Source organism: Serratia sp. 121840015-1 (assembly GCF_053627655.1).
Genome location: NZ_JBSEYF010000004.1, coordinates 296,102 through 315,241, shown reverse-complemented (window position 1 = coordinate 315,241; position 19,140 = coordinate 296,102). Strand labels below are relative to the sequence as shown.

The window sequence follows — 19,140 nt, the reverse complement described above, 5'->3', positions numbered from 1 at the left end:
AAGCTTTCATAGGGATTTTCATGGAAAGAAATACGCCCGTAGCCTTTACCTGATGCGCTACCTAATTCTAAACGGGCATTTAAAAATTCGGTATTTCTGGCCCGTACACATTTTAATTAAATTTAATTCGTGAAGCTTACTTATAAGAAAAAGGCAGCCTGGTTGCTATAAGCCACCCTATCTGCAGCCGTATTTCTGGGTATTATTCTCATTATACTGGAGCTTATTAATGAATCAGCGTTTGGATATCATCGGCATTGGCCTTGGCCCGTCGAATCTTAGCCTGGCGGCCTTAGGAAGTGAAATAGAGGGGTTTACTGGGCAATTCCTGGAGCGCAAACCTCATTTCTCCTGGCACCCAGGGATGATCCTGGCGGATTGCAGCATGCAGACCAACTTTTTAAAAGACCTGGTGAGCGCAGTTGCCCCCACCAATCGCTACAGCTTTCTCAACTATCTGGTAAAAAAAAGAAAGTTCTATCGTTTTCTGACGACGGAACAGCGCACCGCATCGCGTGAAGAGTTCGCCGACTACCTCACCTGGGCCGCCGGCGGGATGGACTCGTTGGCGTTTAACCAAGACGTTCAGCGGATCGAGTTCGACGATCGGCAGCGCCAGTTCGTGGTGACCACCTCGAATAAGGTCTTCCACGCCAAACACGTCAGCATTGGTATAGGCAAGAAAATAAAGTTGCCGGATTGCGTGACGGCGCAAAGCGATCGCTGTTTCCACGCCAGCGAAATGATGCTGCGCAACCCCGATCTGACCGGCAAGCGCGTGGCGATCGTCGGCGGCGGCCAGAGCGGCGCCGATCTGTTCCTGAATATTTTTAAAGGGGAATGGGGGCAGCCGGAACAGCTCGACTGGATATCGCGCCGCAACAATTACAACGCGCTCGATGAAGCGGCCTTTGCCAACGAATACTTCACGCCCGATTACGTCGAGAGCTTTTACTCGCTGGATAGCGCGGCCAAGCGGCATATGCTGGCCGAACAGAAGATGACCTCAGACGGCATCACCAGTGAATCGCTGCTGGCGATTTATCGCGCCATGTACCACCGCTTCGATGTCCTGCGCGAGAAATTATGGGTGCGCCTGCTGCCCAGCCGTTCGCTGACGGCCGTGAAACACACGCTGGATAACGCCTACCAACTCGAAACGCGTCATCATCTCGATCACGGTGAAGAAGCCTTCAAGGCGGACGTGGTGATCTTTGCCACCGGTTATCAGACGGCCACGCCAGAGTTCCTTGAACCTTTGGCCCACCGCCTGCTGACCACTGCGGATGGCGAATACCGCATCGCCCCAGACTTTACCTTTGAGTGGGAAGGCCCGGCGGAGAACTGCTTATTCGCCATGAACGCCAGTATGCACAATCACGGCATCGCCGATCCGCAGTTGAGCCTGATGGCGTGGCGATCGGCCCGGATTCTTAATCGGGCGTTAGACCGCAAGCCATTTGATCTGGGAACCACGCCGACGGCCATTCAATGGCGCAGTGAAAGCGTACCACACGCGTTTTAAATACAAGAACGTCTTAATCATTGTCACTACGCTTTGATGGAATTACGGATATGAAAAGACAAGTCATTAAATTTATTACAAAGCAGCTGGCCGTATTGGCCCCCGAATTCAAGGCCAGATTGCTCTACAAAAAAGCATTTGGCAAACCGTTGAACTTGCAGGCGCCGTCCACCTGGAATGAAAAGATCAATCACCTGAAGTTGAATGGCTATAGCCACAATGCGTTGGTGAAGCAGTGTGCAGATAAATATGCGGTAAGACAGTACATCAAAGATCAAGGGTGCGAAGAGATCCTTAATGAATTGTACTTTGCCTGTGATTCAGTGAACGATATTCCGTGGGACGCATTACCGGATAAGTTTGTGATCAAAGGGAATCACGGTTCCGGGTATAACCTGATTTGCCAGAATAAAAAATTGCTGAATATCAAGAGCGCCAAAAAATTGATCGATGGCTGGATGAAAGACGATTATTGGAAAACCTATGTAGAGCTCAACTACAAAGGGATACAAAAAAAGATCATTGGGGAGAAATATATCGAATCGGCCAATGGTCACGGGCCTGAAGACTATAAAATCTATTGTTTCCGCGGTGTGCCCTACTGCACGTTGCTGTGTGTCGGCAGAGATACCGGGTCGCCGAAGTATTACTTCTTTGACAAAGATTTCAAGTTTCTGTGCTACAGCGATGACTGCCTGGCCTTGAGCCAGGAAGAAATAGACGCCTTCGTGAAGCCAGAAGGCTACGATGAGCTGTTTGACTACGCCTCACGCTTGTCCGCGCCCTTCGAGTTTGTTCGCGTTGATTTCTACATCTCCAAAGGCCAGATCATTTTCGGCGAATTGACCTTTACCCCCTCCGCCGGGCTGGATACGGATATCCTGCCGCCAACCGATGTTTTGCTTGGCGAGATGTTGACGTTGCAACAGCACTGATTTTCACCTGGCCCCACGGTGAAGCTCGGCCACGCCTGAGCAGAAATACCGGCCGGCACGTTTGCCGCCTGCCGGTCGGTATTGCCTTGAGGGTTATCTGGCCGAGGCTCTCGCCCGTTCTTCCGCCGTGACGGCAACATCTCCGCCTCCCGCCCTTGGCTATCCGCACCAGCCCCAAGGGCAATACCTCAGCCAGGCTGCATAACCATTTGAAAAACAATGGTATTGAGCGATTAATAAGAATCACTTACATATTTATAATAAAATGTTCTATATGTATAGGAAGCTATAATATAAGATACCGGAAAGTTTCCCTGGTGTTGTTGTGTGTCTTTGCCCTATTTTATAGGGCTTTTTTTGCTAAACATCGTTGATAACCGTGTGTTTTCACCCTTCTTCGCCGTTTGCTCACCCACAAAAATCATAATCATTTCTAATTAATTGTAATCCTTCTTATTCCTGACTTATCAATAATAACAAGGGGTTGCTATTAACCCGGCAAAGCAACTGGCGGCCCTCTCTGGGCTGCGGCCGCACTTCGCCGTCGGAATGCCCGCCCTAAAGGTAGGTTTTGCCGGCCCCGAACGGATGCTACTATCGGCTTTTTACAAGGATGTTGATCCACATGTTCTTGTCCAACCGGCATTTTATCTCCGCGCTTCTGGCGCTCGCCATCGGCCTTTGGCTGCCGGGCTCCGTGCTGGCCAGGCCCGACCTGGAACGCAAGATCGGCACTACCGTTGCCGATAGCGATTCTGCAGATTACCGTTTCAGCGATCTGCGCTTCACCTCCGCCGACGGCCAACGGCATTACCGCGTTCGCATCGCCCAGCCGCGCCAGGCCCCTGCGCCTGACGGCTATCCAACGGTTTATTTCCTCGACGGCAATGCGGTGCTGATGGGATTGACCCCCGCCTTGCTGGCCAAATTGGCGGCGGCGAAGCGGCCGCCGGTGCTGGTGATGATCGGCTATGACAACGATCTGCGCATCGATGCCGCCGGCCGCGCCTACGACTATACGCTCCCTCTGCCGGCGGGCCTGAAGCAACCGCCGCGGGGCGGCGGGGGCGCGGATGCGTTCCTGCAATTGATTGAAACTCGGATCAAACCGGCGATCGCCGCCAAACTGGCGGTCGATCCGCAGCGGCAAACGCTGTGGGGTCACTCCTATGGCGGGCTCTTCGTGCTGCACACATTGTTCACCCATCCCACCGCCTTCCAACGCTACATCGCCGTGGAACCCTCGCTGTGGTGGGGCAACGGCATGATCCTGCAAGAAGCGCAGCAGATGATGGCGCGACGCCCGGCGCCGGTGGCGAAGCTGCAACTGTGGGTTGGCCTGGCGGAACGCGATCGTGCGGCCCCGCCCGGCGTGAAGAGCCCCGCTCTGCCGGCGGACGCAACGCGTTTATTGGCCGAACACCTGGCGCAGCTCGACGGTCTCGCCGTCGGCTATCGGGAGTGGCCGGCCTTAGGACACGGCGCCATGCTGGATGCCGCCATCGAGCCGGCGCTGAGCAGCGTCATAACAGAGAACTAAATCAGCGGATCAGAAGGTATCGGCCACATTTTCATCTGCGGCGCATATCTTCTGATGAGAAGAGTGTTTAATATCTGAGACAGCGAGTGGCGGGCGCGGGTGGGCGCGTCAAAAAACAAAGTGGCTCCCCCGTCGGCAAGTGAGCTTGCTCTATCCGGTGGAGCCATACAGTACTGCAGTTTTCCCGGTGGGGCCCTGGTGAGGCGCAAGTAGGAAAAGATGGTGTAAGCAGGGCATTTCAGCGTTTTAATACCGCCTGTTTCACTATTTTCTTCTCCCTGTGACGCCTACTATAAGCGCCCCCTCACCCGGCGGAAAAGGGTGAAAACCACCCTTGAAATACATTAACGGAAGTGATATTAGAAGCGGTTGAGGCGAAAGTGCCTAGTTCAGTTTTGAATAATTAAATCAGGGAATTATATTAAAAATGAATATTAATATCACCGACAAACCCAACCCGCAGGATGAAGAGTTCGTTATCGACAGCCTCTGGGCTCACAACCATAAAACCCAGCCCGTAGACATTCACCCACTGTTTCTGACCGTCACCGACGACAACCAGCAGATCGTCGGCGGCCTGGTCGCACGTACCTGGTGGGGCGGCCTGGAAGTGCAGTATCTGTGGGTCGGCGATCGGTGTCGCAAGAGTGGTTACGGCCGCCAATTGATGCAGCTGGCCGAAGAAGAAGCCCGCAAGCGCGGTTGCCATATGGCCTATGTCGATACCTTCGATTTCCAGGCCCGGGGCTTCTACGAAAAACTGGGCTACCGGGTCTACGGCGAGCTGGGCGACTACGCGCATCGCCACACCCGCCATTACCTGGCTAAAAGCCTGTAACGCGGCCTGAGCGGCGCAGAGGTAGGTATGGGTTCATCGCATAAAAATAATGAATCTTATTTTAAGGGCCTCATCACCATGATGGAGCACCTGAGCGAGCCCTGGGGCATCAAAGACCAGCTGTCCCGCCACCTTTATATGAATCGCGCCGCTTATCTCTATACCAATACGCCGCTGAATTTCGACGTCGCCGGCAAATATGACCACGAATTCCCCGCCGACTGGGCCGACTCCGCCGCCGACTTTATCGAACATGACAAGATGACCGAAGCGGCGCGCGATCGGGTCACGGTCATAGAAACGCACTACTGGTACGGCAAAGACAGCCTGACGCCGTTTATCAGCGAAAAGCTGCCGGTGTACAACGATGACAAACAGGTGATTGGCGTGATCTGGAACGCCAAGCCGATGAACAGCCTGTCGCCGCTGAAATACATCAATCAGCAAAAGCCCAGCGTGTTGACCACCGAAGTCAATAACGAGCTGTTCACCCGTGCCGAACTCGATGTCATTTTTCTTATGCTTCAGCGATTTACGGTTAAAGAGATCGCAAAAATCTATAACGTCAGCAATAAGACCATCGAAAACCGCATTTATAACATTTACCAGAAGGCCAACGTGCATACTCAGCAGCAATTTGAGGAGTACTGCAAATACGCCAACCTGGATAACTACATTCCCGATCGCCTGATAACCAAAGGCATTCAGTTTATTTGAACCGCAAGGAAGATCTCACCGTGATAAAGATCGAAGATTATCCGCTCACCCGGGTGCCGCAGGATAAAAGAGTTTCGTTTTTAAGCGTGGCCATCGTGCATATGGGCATGTTGACCGCGCTGGACCAGTTCATGCTCGGCGCCGTGCTCGGTAACTCCATGACGCTGCTTGACGCCTTCACCGCCATTTTCGTCGGCAGCCTGATCTTCGGCGTGGTGACCTACGGCCTGGGGCTGGCGGGCATGCGCGAAGGGATTTCCGGCAGCCTGCTGGCGCGCTGGTGCGGCTTCGGCCGTCTGGGGTCGGTGCTGATCGGCGTGGTGGTGGCCGTCAGCCTGTTGGGTTGGTTCGGCATTCAGAACGCCATTTTCGCCAAGTCGCTCGACTTCGCACTCGGCAATAAGCTGGGCTTCGGCCTGGCCGCCGGGCTCTCGGGCACGCTGCTGACCATCCTGGTGGCATTCGGCTTCAAAGCGCTGCGCATCGCCGCCCGTATCGCGGTGCCGATGTTCATCATGCTGGTGGCCTATATATCGGTGACCGCACTGACCGGGCATAACCTGCAGGAGATCATCCAGCTGGCGCCGCCGGGTGAACCGCTGACCATCAGCGCCGGCATCACCATCGTCGTCGGCGGCGCCATCGTGGCTAGCCTGATGACGCCCGACCTGACCCGTTACTCCAAAAACGGCAAGCACGTGCTCGGCGTCACGATCTTCACCATCATCGCCGGCGAGTTCGTGGTGAACGGTCTGGCAATCCTGATCGCCAAAACCCTGGGCACCGCCGATGTGGTCACCATCATGTCGCAAGCAGCCGGCGGCGCCGGTTTGCTGGTCGTGGTGTTCTCCACCCTGCGCGTCAACGATCTCAACCTGTATTCCTCTTCGCTGGGCATCGTCAACGCGGTGGAAGGCATCACCGGCAAAAAGCTGAAGTACACCTACACCACTCTGGTGATCGGGATTCTGGGCACCACGCTGTCGGTGCTGGGCATTCTGGACCGCTTTGTCGACTTCCTGACGGTGCTTGGCGTAGTCTTCCCGCCGATTATCGGCATCATGCTGGTGGACTATTATCTGCTGCGCAGCCACCGCAAAATCCTGGACGAGAGCCGCCGCACGGGCCAGCTGCCAAACGAGACGCCAACCATCGGCTGGGCGGCGATCGTCGCCAGCATCGCCGGTGGCGCCGTGGGTCTGGCGACCGAATGGGGCGTACCGACCATCAACTCTCTGGTGGCCGCCAGCCTGCTGTATTGGGTGCTCAAACTGGCCTTCAGCCGGGCGCAAAAACCGCTGGCCTCACAGAAGTCGCTCTGATTTTCGCCCATGAGTTAATGCACTCCTCCGGTGACGGGGGAGTGTTTATGCTCAGGAAAGGTGGGCGTAACGGAAAAGAATGGGCCGATCGCGCGGACAAACGGCCATCGTGGTTAGGGTCCCTGGTGTCGGTAGCAAGCTATCTATTAGGCTCAGAGTGTGGCAGCGCCCCCTCTGAGTTTTTTATTATAAAATCGTTGGCTTCAGTGTTTTGATCATAAAGAAAAACTTCAGCTTGAATGAACAGTAGCTCATGAAATCGGCTTTGGTCAACATAAAAGTACACATAAAATTGGCTTTTGTGTTCACTTTTCCATAAGCAAAAGCTAATCAATTGATTTACACAGTTTTATCATCTTTGCAGGTCACCCCGATCGCCTGCGCTAACATCACTGCGCTAAACGGCTGACAAGAAACAATAATTACCACCAATAATCAGCCGGTTACCTCCCCCTCAGCGCCTTTTTATCTGGACAACGCCGACGCGTAAGATATAGTGAAGCCAGCGTAATGTTTGTAAGGACAGCCGATGAAAACCACCAACGCACAGCGCAAAATCAACATCATTAAAAATATTGAATATCTGATGCGTACCCGCGGTGAAACCAAGGCTTCCTTTTCCAACCGCAGCGGCCTGACGCGCACGACTCTCTACAAAATTCTTGACGGAAGAGTGAACAACGTTCAGCAATCCACCGTGAATCGGATTTCCGATTTCTTCGGGGTCTCCTGTGAAGAGATCGAAGACTACGATCTGGAAAAACTGGAGCTGCTCAACGAAACGCTGTCCACCGAGGGCAACAAGAACCCTTCCGCCATCCCGGTGATCCCGCAGTCGCGCTATCTGGCCGTCTCGCAGCGCAAGATCGGGCAGCTGGTCACCGAGTTTCCTCTGACTTATTTCTTCGGCGATGAGTCGAACATGTTGGCAATGAAAATAGAGACCGAAATTAAAGGGTCATTTATTCCCGGCGAAGTCATCATCATCAAACGCCCGCCGGTACTGATTTGCGATTCACCTTTGCTGTATCACTCGGGAAAAAGCGGCTTCTTTGTGGTTGACGACAAAGACAGCGAAAGCATGGACAAACGCCCTCAGGACACCGTGCAATTCCTGGGTTATATCGTTGGAGAAAGGTTATAAATGGAACCGAATCAGAAGTTCAAGCTGTTGGGCTTCACCCGACATGGCACCATCGCGGCCAATGTCATGGTATTGGCCACCGGCAAAACCATTACCATGGGGCTGAATGAGCTGGCCGACAGCGAAATATCAGAAGATCTGAGCCGGCACGAGCTGCAGGCGCTGTACCGCAAACTCTATGGCGACAACAAACAAAAAACCGCCTACGAGCTCAGCGATCGCCACGAACGCTCCTGGTACGCCTACCTGATTATTACCGTGGCGCTCAGCGTGATTTATATTTTCTCAACGCTGTGCGGCGTCAAGCCGATCCAAATCCCGGTGCTGAATCTCATCACGCCCCCGGCGATCTTCATCTACCCGCTCACGTTCATTCTGGTGGACATCCTCAACGAATTCTATGGATTACGGCTGGCCCGGCGCACGATTATCATCTCGTTTATCGCCAACCTGACCTTCGTCCTGGGGGTCTGGGTAACGACGCTGGTGCCGAGCATTCCGCAGTGGGAGTACAGCGAGACCTACAACGGCATCGTGCACAGCATCATGGCGGTGCTGGTGGCCTCGTCGGCGGCCTATCTGATCTCCGAGAACGTCAACTCCTACCTGCTTTGCAAAATCAAAGAGTTGACCAATTCCCGCTACCTGTTTGTGCGCGTGATCACCAGTACCGTTGTGGCTTCGGCCATCGACAGCGTGGTGTTCTGTACGCTGGCGTTCTACAACGTGCTGAGCTGGGACATCATCAAAACCATGATCCTGTCGCAGTTCCTGATCAAGGTGGTTTACGCCCTGCTGGGCGTTGGGCCAATCTACGCCACCCGCAGTCTGTTTAACCGCTACATCAATACCGAACAAGCAAAGGGCAATGAATATGCATATCCAAAAGCAAGATAAGATCACCCATCTTGGCGCGAACTCCGATTATCCGGATCAATATGCTCCCGCATTGCTCGAAGCCTTGCCGCGTGCGCGCGGCCGCGATCTGATCGGCGTGGACGAGCGGCAGTTGCCGTTCAGCGGCTTTGATCTGTGGACCGCCTTCGAGCTGTCCTGGCTCAACGCCAAGGGCAAGCCGGTGGTCGGCATCGGCGAATTTACCTTCCCGCATTCCTCGTCGAACCTGATCGAGTCCAAATCGTTCAAGCTGTATCTCAACAGCTTCAACCAAACGCGCTTTGACAGCGTGGAACAGGTGAGCGCCGCCATGCAGAAAGATCTGTCGCAGGCGGCCAACGGCCAGGTCACCGCCAAGCTCTATCCGGGGCTGGAAGGTTACCCGGCGCAGATCGACCGCCTGCCGGGCATCAACATCGACGATCTGGATATCGCGGTCGACGACTTCGCCTTCAAACCGGAATACCTGAGCGGCGCGGCCGAGAGAGGGGAACCGGTGTCGGAGACGCTGTCTTCCAACCTGCTGAAATCCAACTGCCTGGTCACCAACCAGCCGGACTGGGGCAGCGTCGTGATCCGCTATGAAGGCCGCAAAATCGACCGCGAAAGCCTGCTGCGCTACCTGATCTCCTTCCGCCAGCACAACGAATTCCACGAGCAGTGCGTCGAGCGTATTTTCAACGACATCAAGCAAAGCTGCCGTCCGGAAAAACTCAGCGTGTTCGCGCGCTACACCCGCCGCGGCGGCCTGGATATCAACCCCTTCCGCAGCGATTTCGAAACGGCGCCGGCGCTCGGCCGCCTGATCAGACAGTAAGCGTTATCCCCGCAGTGCTCCCGCCAGGGAGCATTGTTTCCCTCGCTTTCATCTCCCTGTTATTTTTCGCCATTATCGTCGTCAGCGGCTATCTTCAAAGCACACTGACGGAGATTAACGACGCATGCCTGACCTTTCACGCAGAGACATCCTGCGGGCTGCCGCCATCGGATCGGCGTTCTCGCTGTTGCCCGCCTCGATTCGCAAAGCGCTGGCCATTCCCGCCAACAACCGCACCGGCACCCTGCGCGACGTCGAACACGTGGTGATCCTGATGCAGGAGAACCGCTCTTTCGACCACTACTTCGGCACCCTGCCGGGCGTGCGCGGCTTCAGCGATCGTTTTACCATTCCATTGCCCGGCGATCGCCATGTCTGGCAACAGCAGGGCGCCGAGCGGTTGGTACTGCCCTACCACCTGGACAGCAAACGCGGCAACGCCCAGCGCGTCACCGGCACGCCGCATTCGTGGGTGGATGAGCAAGCCGCCTGGGATCACGGCCGCATGAGCGCCTGGCCCACCTACAAAACGCCGGCTTCAATGGGCTACTACCGCCAGCATGAGCTGCCGTTCCAGTTCGCGCTGGCCAACGCCTTTACCCTGTGCGACGCCTATCACTGCGCTATTCACGCCGGCACCAACACCAACCGGCTGTTCCACTGGACCGGAACCAACGGCCCGTCCGCCGCCGACGTGGCTGTGGTGGTCAACGAATGGGACAGCCCCGGCCCGGCGGAGATCGGCTACCAGTGGACAACCTATCCGGAACGGCTGGAGGCGAGCGGCGTCAGCTGGAAGGTGTATCAATTCCTGCCGGACAACTTTACCGACAACCCGTTGGCGGGCTTCCGCCAGTACCGCGCCGCCAGCATTCAGGTGGGCAATCCGGCGCGGCCGCCGAAAGACTTCAACGCCTTCGTGCCCTATCGCGATGCGCTCAACGAGGCCGCACCGCTGTACAAAGGCAACGGCAACACCCTGCCGGCCGCCGACGGCAACGATCTGGACGCCATGCTGGCCGGGTTCCGCTCCGACATACAGCAGGGCAAACTGCCGCAGGTCAGCTGGATCATCGCGCCGGCGGCCTATTCGGAACACCCCGATCCCTCCAGCCCGGTGCAGGGCGGCTGGTTCACCCAAGAGATCCTCAACGCGCTGACCGACAACCCAGAGGTGTGGAGTAAAACCGTCCTGCTGGTCAACTACGACGAAAACGACGGCTTTTTTGACCATATGCCTTCGCCTTCCGCGCCGTCGCTGCGCGAGGACGGCAGCTTCGCCGGTAAATCGACGGTGCCGTTCGACACCGAGATCTTCCAGCACGTGGCGCCGCCCGGTTCGCAGGATCAACCGCCGCCGGACGGCCGCATTTACGGCCCCGGCCCGCGGGTGCCGATGCTGGTGCTGTCGCCCTGGAGCCGCGGCGGCTGGGTCAATTCGCAGGTCTTCGATCACACCTCGGTGCTGCAATTCCTGGAAAAGCGCTTTCAGGTGCATGAACCCAACATCAGCGCCTGGCGCCGCGCCGTGTGCGGCGATCTCACCTCGGCGTTCAACTTCGTCGACCCTAACGGCGAAGCGCTGCCGAGCCTGCCCGCCACCAGCCGCCACGCCGCCGATGGCCTGCGCCAGCGCCAGGAACAGCTGCCGCAGGTACCGCTGCCATCGCCTGTCCACCAGCGTTTGCCCCACCAACGCCGCCTGGCGCGCCCTTCCCGCGCGCTGCCCTACCAGCTGCACGTCGAGGCCACCGTCGCGGCCGAACAGCGCCGCGTGACGCTGAACCTGTTCAACACCGGCGAGCAGGGCGCGGTGTTTCACGTCTACGATCGGCGAGATCTGGCGCAGATCCCGCGCCGTTTTACCGTCGAGGCGGGCAAGGCGGTCAGCGACGACTGGCAGACGGAGGATGAGTACCATCTGTGGCTGCTCGGCCCCAACGGCTTTCATCGTGAACTGCGCGGCGCCCTGAACCGGCCGCAGCCGGAGGTGCGTTTGCGCCCGACGGGCCGCAGCCTGCAGCTGCAGCTGAACAATCCGGGCACCGAAGCGATAGCGGTTACCCTCGAACGCTGCCCCTATACGCAGCAGGGCCCGTGGCACATCACGCTGCCGGCAGGCGGCAGCCACCAGCAAAGCTTTGATGCCCACGCCAGCGGCGGTTGGTATGACCTTACGCTGCAAAGCCCGGGAGGTTGGCTACGCCGCCTGGCGGGCCGGTTGGAGGATGGCGAGCACAGCGTCAGCGACCCGCTTATGGGCCAGGAGTAAAGCGTTGTAGATTGAAATCGCGGAAATTAAACCGCCAGCCTCTTTTTTGTGGCGCCCACAGACGTCGGTTCTCCCGCGGTGGGCGCATTCTCAAAACCTTCTCCCTGCCCCACCCCCGCTATTTTTTTGATCTCGCTCACGGTCGGATATTATTTCATTGCCTTGCTAAACCGGTTCTTCTATTTTAGCCACCCATCTGACAAGGCTAATAACAGGGATTAAGCATGATAAATCGCGTATGGGTACTGGGCGACGCCGTGATCGACCTGGTGCCGGAAAATGCCAACGGTTATCTCAAATGCCCCGGCGGCGCGCCGGCTAACGTGGCGGTGGGGATCGCCCGGCTTGGTGGCGACAGCGCCTTTATCGGGCGGGTGGGGCAAGACGGCTTCGGTGCCTTTCTGCAGCAGGTGCTGAGCGATGAAGGGGTGGATATCGGCCATATGCGGCCAGACCCCGAACACCACACCTCCACGGTCGTGGTGGATCTCGATCTGCAGGGTGAGCGCTCATTCACGTTTATGGTGCAGCCCAGTGCCGATCTGTTTTTGCAGCCTGACGATCTGCCGGATTTCCAACGGGGGGAATGGCTGCACCTCTGCTCCATCGCGCTCTCGCAGGAGCCCAGCCGCAGCGCGGCCTTTGCCGCGATGGAACGCATCCGGGCGGCCGGTGGCCGGGTCAGTTTCGATCCCAACATCCGCGAAGAGGTCTGGCGCCAGCCGGAAGCGCTGCGCCCCTGCCTGCAAAAGGCGCTGCTGCTGGCGGACGTGGTGAAACTGTCGCGCGAAGAGCTGGCTTTCATCAGCCATCTTGACGATCTGGAGAACGCCATTCGCTGGATGATGCAAACCTATCCGCTGCGCCTGCTGCTGGTGACGCTGGGCGGCGACGGCGTCTATGTGCATGACGGCCAACGGCTGCGTCATTTCCGCGCGGCGCCTGTCGTTCCGGTCGATACCACCGGCGCCGGCGATGCCTTCGTCGCCGGGCTGTTAGCGGCGCTGGCACGCCTTCACGAATTGCCGCAGGAAGCGCAGTGGCCGGCGGTTATCGCCCAGGCGCAGGCCTGCGGCGCGCTGGCCACCACCGCCAAAGGGGCCATGACCGCCCTGCCCCACGCCGACGAGCTGGCGGCTTTCCTCCGTTGATCCTCTGCATCCACGGCGATCCTCAGGTTCGCCGTGGTCTTTTGCCCACGATTTGCGCGCTCGATCACAATAGCTGAATCGGGTTAGCTAACTGAGTTGCCAGCTCGCCTCCCTCTCGTTATCTTTCGCCTTGAAAAACCGGTTTAGCAATTTAGCAAACAATAATAACAACCCTTACCCGGATGATAGACGATGATGAAAAAACTCAGCTATTTGGCGATAACAACAGGGCTTTTCCTCTCCGCTTCCAGCGCAGCGGCATCGGGCAGCGGCGGCATCGAGGCGCGCCTCAACGCCCTGGAACAACGTCTGGCGCAGGCGGAACGGCGCGCCGCACAGGCTGAAACCCGCGCGACGGCGGCGGAACGCCGGGCGCAACAGCTGGAACAGCGCACCGCCAACACCGAACGGCAAACCGCGCAGATTGCGCAGCATGCCGCTACGCCGATTGCCCCGACCGGCGCACTGAAACTGAACGGCTTCAACGATCTGAAGCTGTACGGCGACGTGGAGTTCAACCTGGACGGCGCTAGCCGCAGCGGCCAACTGACGTCGCTGAAAGGCAGCGACCACAAGGACTGGAAGCCCGGCAACAAAGAGCGTTGGGATATCAACGGCCGCATTCTGGTCGGGCTGGACGGCTACCGCCGCAATCAGGACGGCAACTTCTCCGGCTTCAGCGTGCAGCCGCTGGCGGACATGACCGGCAAAATGAACCTGGACGACGCCGCCTTCTTCTTCGGCAATGAAAAGAACTGGCAAACCAAAATCGGCCGCTTTGAAGCCTACGACATGTTCCCACTGAATCAGGACACCTTCATTCAATACTCCGGCAATACCGCCAACGATTTGTACGCCGACGGCTTCGGCTATATCTACATGATGAAAGAAGGCCGCGGCCGCAGCAGCAGCGGCGGCAACCTGATGTTGAGCAAATATGCCGGTGATGTCTATTTCGAGCTGAACACGCTGGTGGAGGACGGCACTTCGCTGTTCCAGGACAACAGCTACCACGGCAACGCCCTGAACAATAAGAAAAACGTCGCCTATTTGCGCCCGGTGATCGCCTGGAAAAAAGACGCCTTCAGCATCGCAGCGGCAATGGAAAGCAACGTGGTGAATAACGCCTACGGTTATCAGGACGGCCAGGGCCGCTTCGTCGATCAGTCCAAGCGCAACGGCTACGGCATGACGATGAGCTGGAACAACAGCGCCGCCGATCCGGACAACGGCGTGGTGGCCAACCTGAGCACCGCCTATCTGGATGCGTCAGGCGAGCAAGACTTCACCGCCGGCGTGAACGTGCTGTGGCGGCGCTTCGAACTGGGTTATATCTATGCCCATAACAATATCAAAGAGTTCAATACCGCCGGGATCGCCGCCGATATCCACAACCCGCTCAGCGAACCGGGCAACTACGACATCCACACCGTTCATGCGTCGTATCAGATACCTAACATTATGAATATGAAGAATTTCAATTTGTATTTGGGGGCCTATGTCTCGCTGCTGGAAGCCAACGCCGACAACAAGATAGCCAACGGCGACAACGACCAACGTTACGGCATGCGCGCCAGATTCAAGTATTTCTTCTGACATCGATTCACGTCGCTGCGCCGCAAACTGCGCAGCGGCATTTTTATTTAGCAAGGGGACAACATGGACATTACCGCAACCGCCAACGCGCTGTTGCCACTGCTCGGCGGTAAAGAGAATATCGCCAGCGCCGCCCACTGCGCCACGCGCCTGCGCCTGGTACTGGTGGACGACAGCAAAGTGGATAAAGAGGCCATCGGCAAACTGGACGGCGTCAAAGGCTGCTTCAGCAACGCCGGTCAGATCCAGGTGATCTTCGGCACCGGGCTGGTCAACAAGGTGCATGCGGAATTCATCAAGGCGGCGGGCGTCAGCGAATCCAGCAAGGCCGAAGCCGCCGATATTGCGGCGAAAAAGCTCAACCCGCTGCAGCGCATCGCCCGCCTGCTGTCGAACATCTTCGTGCCGATCATCCCGGCGATCGTCGCGTCCGGCCTGTTGATGGGGCTGCTCGGCATGGTGAAAACCTATGGCTGGGCCGATGCCAACAGCGCGCTGTTCATCATGCTGGATATGTTCAGCTCGGCGGCGTTCATTATCCTGCCGATTCTGATCGGCTTCACCGCCGCACGCGAATTCGGTGGCAACCCCTACCTGGGCGCCACGCTCGGCGGCATTCTGACGCATCCGGCGCTGACCAACGCCTGGGGCGTCGCCGGAGGGTTCCACACCATGAACTTCTTCGGTCTGGACATCGCCATGATCGGCTATCAGGGCACCGTGTTCCCGGTGCTGCTGACGGTGTGGTTCATGAGCGTGCTGGAAAAGCGGCTGCGCAAGGTGATCCCCAACGCGCTCGATCTGATCCTGACGCCGTTCCTGACGGTGGTCATCTCAGGCTTTGTCGCCCTGCTGTTTATCGGCCCCGCCGGCCGGGCGCTGGGCGACGGCATCTCCTTCGTGCTCAGCACGCTGATTGCCCATGCGGGGTGGTTCGCCGGGCTGCTGTTCGGCGGCCTCTATTCCGCTATCGTCATCACCGGCATTCACCACAGTTTTCATGCGGTAGAGGCCGGGCTGCTCGGCAACCCCAATATCGGCGTCAACTTCCTGCTGCCGATCTGGTCGATGGCCAACATCGCTCAGGGCGGCGCCTGCCTGGCGGTGTATTTCAAAACCCGCGACGCCAAAATCAAAGCCATCGCGGTGCCTTCGGCCTTTTCCGCCATGCTCGGCATCACCGAGGCGGCGCTGTTCGGCATCAACCTGCGCTTCGTGAAGCCTTTCCTGGCGGCGCTGGCGGGCGGCGCGCTCGGCGGCGCCTGGGTGGTGGCCAACCATGTTGGCATGAACGCGGTCGGACTGACGGCGATCCCCGGCATGGCGATCGTGCAGGCCAGTTCGCTGGTCAGCTATATCATCGGCCTGGCAATCGCTTTTGGCAGCGCCTTCGTGCTCTCCCTGCTGCTGAAATACAACACGGACGCGCAATGATGGAAGAACTCAGCTTAATCAAACAGGCACTGCAGGCGGTCATGAACGGCCAGCCACTCGCGCTGCGCGATCCGCACCGCCCGGCCTGGCATCTGGCGCCCAGCGTTGGCTTGCTGAACGATCCCAACGGCTTTATCCAGCACAACGGCGTTTATCACCTGTTCTATCAGTGGAATCCGCTGGGCTGCGATCATCGCAACAAGTGCTGGGGACACTGGCAGTCGATCGATTTAGTGCATTGGGAACATCAGCCGCTCGCCCTGGCACCGGGCGCCTGTTACGACAGCCACGGCTGTTACTCCGGCTCGGCGGTGGTGGCGGAAGACAAAATCACGCTGATCTATACCGGCAATGTGAAATTCCCCGACGGCTCACGCACCGCTTACCAATGCCTGGCTCAGGCAAGCGATCGGGGCGAATACCGCAAACTCGGGCCGGTGCTGCCGCTGCCGGAGGGCTACAGCGGCCACGTACGCGACCCGAAAGTGTGGCGTCATCAGGATGCCTGGTACATGGTGCTCGGCGCGCGTGACTTGCAGGATCGCGGCAAGGTGTTGCTGCTGCGTTCCAGCGATCTGCGCGACTGGCAAGCGCTGGGAGAGATCGCCGGTTCCGGCCTGAACGACCTGGGCGAATTCGGCTACATGTGGGAATGCCCGGATCTGTTCTCGCTGGACGGCGGCGACGTATTGATCTGCTGCCCGCAGGGGCTGGCGCCGCAGCCGGAACGCTATCTCAACCGTTATCAGGCCGGCTATCTGCTCGGCAAGCTGGATTACCGGCAGGCAGCCTTCAGCCACGGCGAATTTCACGAGCTGGACGCCGGCTTCGAGTTCTACGCGCCCCAGACAACGCTGGCGGAAGATGGCCGCCGCCTGCTGTTCGCCTGGATGGGCGTGCCCGAGCAAGATGAAGAAGCCCATCCGACGCGCCGTTATGGCTGGATCCATACCATGACCTGCCCACGCGAGCTGTCGCTGCGGCATGGCCGCCTCCACCAGCGCCCGGCGCGCGAGTTGCAACAGCTGCGCGGCGAGCGAGAAGACTGGCGAGGCCGCGCCGATGACGCCCCCGCCTATGCGCTGGGCGCCGCGGAGCTGCAGCTGACGCCGCAGGGCGCGTTCAGCGCCGCCTTTGGCGACGCGATGACACTGAGCTGGGACGGCGAGCGGCTGCAGCTGACGCGCGCCTCTCTGGACGACGGCCGGCCGGAGCACCGTTACTGGCGCGGCCCGGTCACGCATCTGCAGCTGCTGTTCGATCGCTCCAGCGTGGAAATCTTCATCAACCACGGCGAGGCGGTGATGAGCGCGCGCTACTTCCCGGCAGGTGAACCGCAACTGCGGCTGAACGGGAGCGCAGCGCTGGCGTTGGAATACTGGCCGCTGACGCCATGCATGCTAGAATGACGCATCCTCCGATGACTTCAGATGGCGTCAGTGAAAAAAAATAAACGCATTACCATCAGTGACATCGCCACGCTGGCCGGGGTGTCGAAATCGACCGCCAGCCTGGTGCTGAACGGCCGCAGCAAGGAATACCGGGTGTCCGACGACACCCGCGATCGCATTCTGGCGCTGGCGCACGAACACCATTATCAGCCCAGCATCCACGCCCGCTCTTTGCGCTCCAACCGCAGCCACACGCTGGGGCTGGTGGTACCGGAGATGACCAACTACGGCTTTGCGGTGATCTCGCGCGAGCTGGAAACGCTGTGCCGCGAAGCCGGTCTGCAGCTGTTGATCGCCTGCACAGATGAAAACCCGGCGCAGGAGATGATGGCGGTGAACAGTCTGGTGCAGCGGCAGGTCGACGGCCTGATCGTCGCCTCTAGCCAGCTGAACGACGCGGAATACCAGAAGATCAACGTCGCGCTGCCGGTGGTGCAGATGGATCGCCTGATCGCCGGTTCCGAACTGCCGCTGGTGATCACCGACTCGGTTAATGCGACCGCCGAGCTGGTGGAAAAGATCGCGCGCCAACATCCGGATGAGATCTATTTTCTCGGCGGGCAGCCGCGCATTTCACCGACCCGCGATCGGCTGGCCGGCTTCCAGCTTGGCCTGGAGCGCGCCGGCGTAACGTGCAAACCGGAATGGATCATCAACGGCAGTTACCACCCCAGCTCGGGTTACGAGATGTTCGCTCAGCTGTGCGCACAGCTGGGGCGTCCGCCCAAAGCGCTGTTCACCGCCGCCTGTGGCCTGCTGGAAGGGGTGTTGCGTTATCTGACGCAGCATCAGCTGATGGAGAGCGACATCCACCTGTGCAGCTTCGACGATCACTACCTGTTCGATTGCATGACGCTGAAGATAGACACGGTCGCGCAAGACTGCCGGGCGCTGGCGCAGCATAGCTTCGACCAGGTTACTGCGCTCATCGACGAGCGGCCGCTGGAACAGCATGCGCTTTATCTGCCGGGTCGCATCCACTGGCGCCATGCCGGTTCCCGGGCGTTGTTGGCCGGGGAGTGATATTTTTGAATCAATAAAAAAGGGCGCCTGAGCGCCCTTTATCGTTTTGCTGCCGCTACTTGGCGGCGCCTTCCATGCCCACCAGCCCCACTTTCAGGTAGCCGGCTTTACGCAGGGTGTCCATCACGCTCATCAGCGTTTCATAGTCCACGCTCTTGTCCGCCTGGAAGAAGATGGTGGTTTCTTTGTTCGCCTGAGTGCGTTGATCCAGCACCGAAGTCAGCTGATCGGCATTCACCGGCTGATCGCCAACGTAGAGCTGCTTGTCGGCCTTCACCGACAGGAACACCGGTTTTTCCGGCCGCGGCTGCGGTTTGGCGGAAGAAGCCGGTAGATCGACGCGAATATCTACCGTTGCCAACGGCGCGGCCACCATAAAGATGATCAACAGCACCAACATGACGTCGATAAACGGCGTCACGTTGATTTCATGCAGTTCGCCGCTGTCGTCCAGATCTTCATTTAAGCGCATCGCCAT

The 19,140-nt window shown here is 58.2% G+C and carries 16 protein-coding genes; 15 read left to right on the top strand and 1 reads right to left on the bottom strand.

Annotation, left to right across the window (positions count from 1 at the left end; genetic code table 11):
- The first annotated feature begins 229 nt into the window (after nt 1–229).
- The 15 genes from ACUXAC_RS19655 (at nt 230) to ACUXAC_RS19585 (ending at nt 18,662) form a co-directional block, all read left to right on the top strand.
- On the top strand, nt 230–1,525 hold the full coding sequence (locus ACUXAC_RS19655; RefSeq protein WP_454266837.1) for a lysine N(6)-hydroxylase/L-ornithine N(5)-oxygenase family protein: 1,296 nt from the start codon (nt 230–232) through the stop codon (nt 1,523–1,525).
- A gap of 50 nt (nt 1,526–1,575) precedes the next feature.
- Nucleotides 1,576–2,460 carry an ATP-grasp fold amidoligase family protein gene (locus ACUXAC_RS19650; RefSeq protein WP_102985294.1) on the top strand — a complete coding sequence of 295 codons (885 nt, stop codon included), beginning with the start codon at nt 1,576–1,578 and terminating at the stop codon, nt 2,458–2,460.
- A gap of 625 nt (nt 2,461–3,085) precedes the next feature.
- Nucleotides 3,086–4,000 carry an alpha/beta hydrolase gene (locus ACUXAC_RS19645; protein ID WP_342120607.1) on the top strand — a complete coding sequence of 305 codons (915 nt, stop codon included), beginning with the start codon at nt 3,086–3,088 and terminating at the stop codon, nt 3,998–4,000.
- Between the two features lie 427 nt (nt 4,001–4,427).
- Nucleotides 4,428–4,838, top strand: a complete 411-nt coding sequence (locus tag ACUXAC_RS19640; RefSeq protein WP_060422598.1) for a GNAT family N-acetyltransferase — start codon at nt 4,428–4,430, stop codon at nt 4,836–4,838.
- Nucleotides 4,839–4,865: 27 nt separating this feature from the next.
- Nucleotides 4,866–5,555, top strand: a complete 690-nt coding sequence (locus ACUXAC_RS19635; protein WP_033636032.1) for a helix-turn-helix transcriptional regulator — start codon at nt 4,866–4,868, stop codon at nt 5,553–5,555.
- Between the two features lie 20 nt (nt 5,556–5,575).
- A complete protein-coding gene (locus ACUXAC_RS19630) occupies nt 5,576–6,877 on the top strand; it encodes a cytosine permease (RefSeq protein ID WP_049198549.1) in 1,302 nt (433 codons plus the stop codon).
- Nucleotides 6,878–7,406: 529 nt separating this feature from the next.
- A complete protein-coding gene (locus tag ACUXAC_RS19625) occupies nt 7,407–8,021 on the top strand; it encodes a helix-turn-helix domain-containing protein (protein WP_004937341.1) in 615 nt (204 codons plus the stop codon).
- The gene (locus ACUXAC_RS19620; RefSeq protein WP_019453032.1) at nt 8,022–8,918 is read left to right on the top strand and encodes a queuosine precursor transporter; all 897 of its coding nucleotides are present in this window, start codon (nt 8,022–8,024) and stop codon (nt 8,916–8,918) included.
- Complete coding sequence (gene queF / locus ACUXAC_RS19615) at nt 8,896–9,735, top strand: NADPH-dependent 7-cyano-7-deazaguanine reductase QueF (protein ID WP_387445052.1); 840 nt, start codon at nt 8,896–8,898, stop codon at nt 9,733–9,735. The genes ACUXAC_RS19620 and queF overlap by 23 nt, the downstream gene beginning before the upstream one ends.
- Nucleotides 9,736–9,859: 124 nt before the next feature.
- Nucleotides 9,860–12,007, top strand: a complete 2,148-nt coding sequence (locus tag ACUXAC_RS19610; protein WP_060422592.1) for a phosphocholine-specific phospholipase C — start codon at nt 9,860–9,862, stop codon at nt 12,005–12,007.
- Nucleotides 12,008–12,231: 224 nt separating this feature from the next.
- A complete protein-coding gene (locus tag ACUXAC_RS19605) occupies nt 12,232–13,158 on the top strand; it encodes an aminoimidazole riboside kinase (protein WP_038879399.1) in 927 nt (308 codons plus the stop codon).
- Nucleotides 13,159–13,353: 195 nt separating this feature from the next.
- Nucleotides 13,354–14,754, top strand: coding sequence for a carbohydrate porin (locus ACUXAC_RS19600; RefSeq protein WP_087763632.1), 1,401 nt, complete (start codon nt 13,354–13,356; stop codon nt 14,752–14,754).
- A 63-nt stretch (nt 14,755–14,817) separates the two neighbouring features.
- A complete protein-coding gene (locus tag ACUXAC_RS19595) occupies nt 14,818–16,188 on the top strand; it encodes a sucrose-specific PTS transporter subunit IIBC (protein WP_049198446.1) in 1,371 nt (456 codons plus the stop codon).
- Complete coding sequence (locus ACUXAC_RS19590) at nt 16,188–17,597, top strand: sucrose-6-phosphate hydrolase (protein WP_343181531.1); 1,410 nt, start codon at nt 16,188–16,190, stop codon at nt 17,595–17,597. The genes ACUXAC_RS19595 and ACUXAC_RS19590 overlap by 1 nt, the downstream gene beginning before the upstream one ends.
- 21 nt (nt 17,598–17,618) lie before the next feature.
- Nucleotides 17,619–18,662: a substrate-binding domain-containing protein gene (locus ACUXAC_RS19585; protein ID WP_159318634.1), complete on the top strand. Its 1,044-nt coding sequence runs from the start codon at nt 17,619–17,621 to the stop codon at nt 18,660–18,662.
- A 55-nt stretch (nt 18,663–18,717) separates the two neighbouring features.
- Here ACUXAC_RS19585 and exbD read toward each other — a convergent pair whose 3' ends face one another.
- The gene (gene exbD / locus ACUXAC_RS19580; RefSeq protein ID WP_004937307.1) at nt 18,718–19,140 is read right to left on the bottom strand and encodes a TonB system transport protein ExbD; all 423 of its coding nucleotides are present in this window, start codon (nt 19,138–19,140) and stop codon (nt 18,718–18,720) included.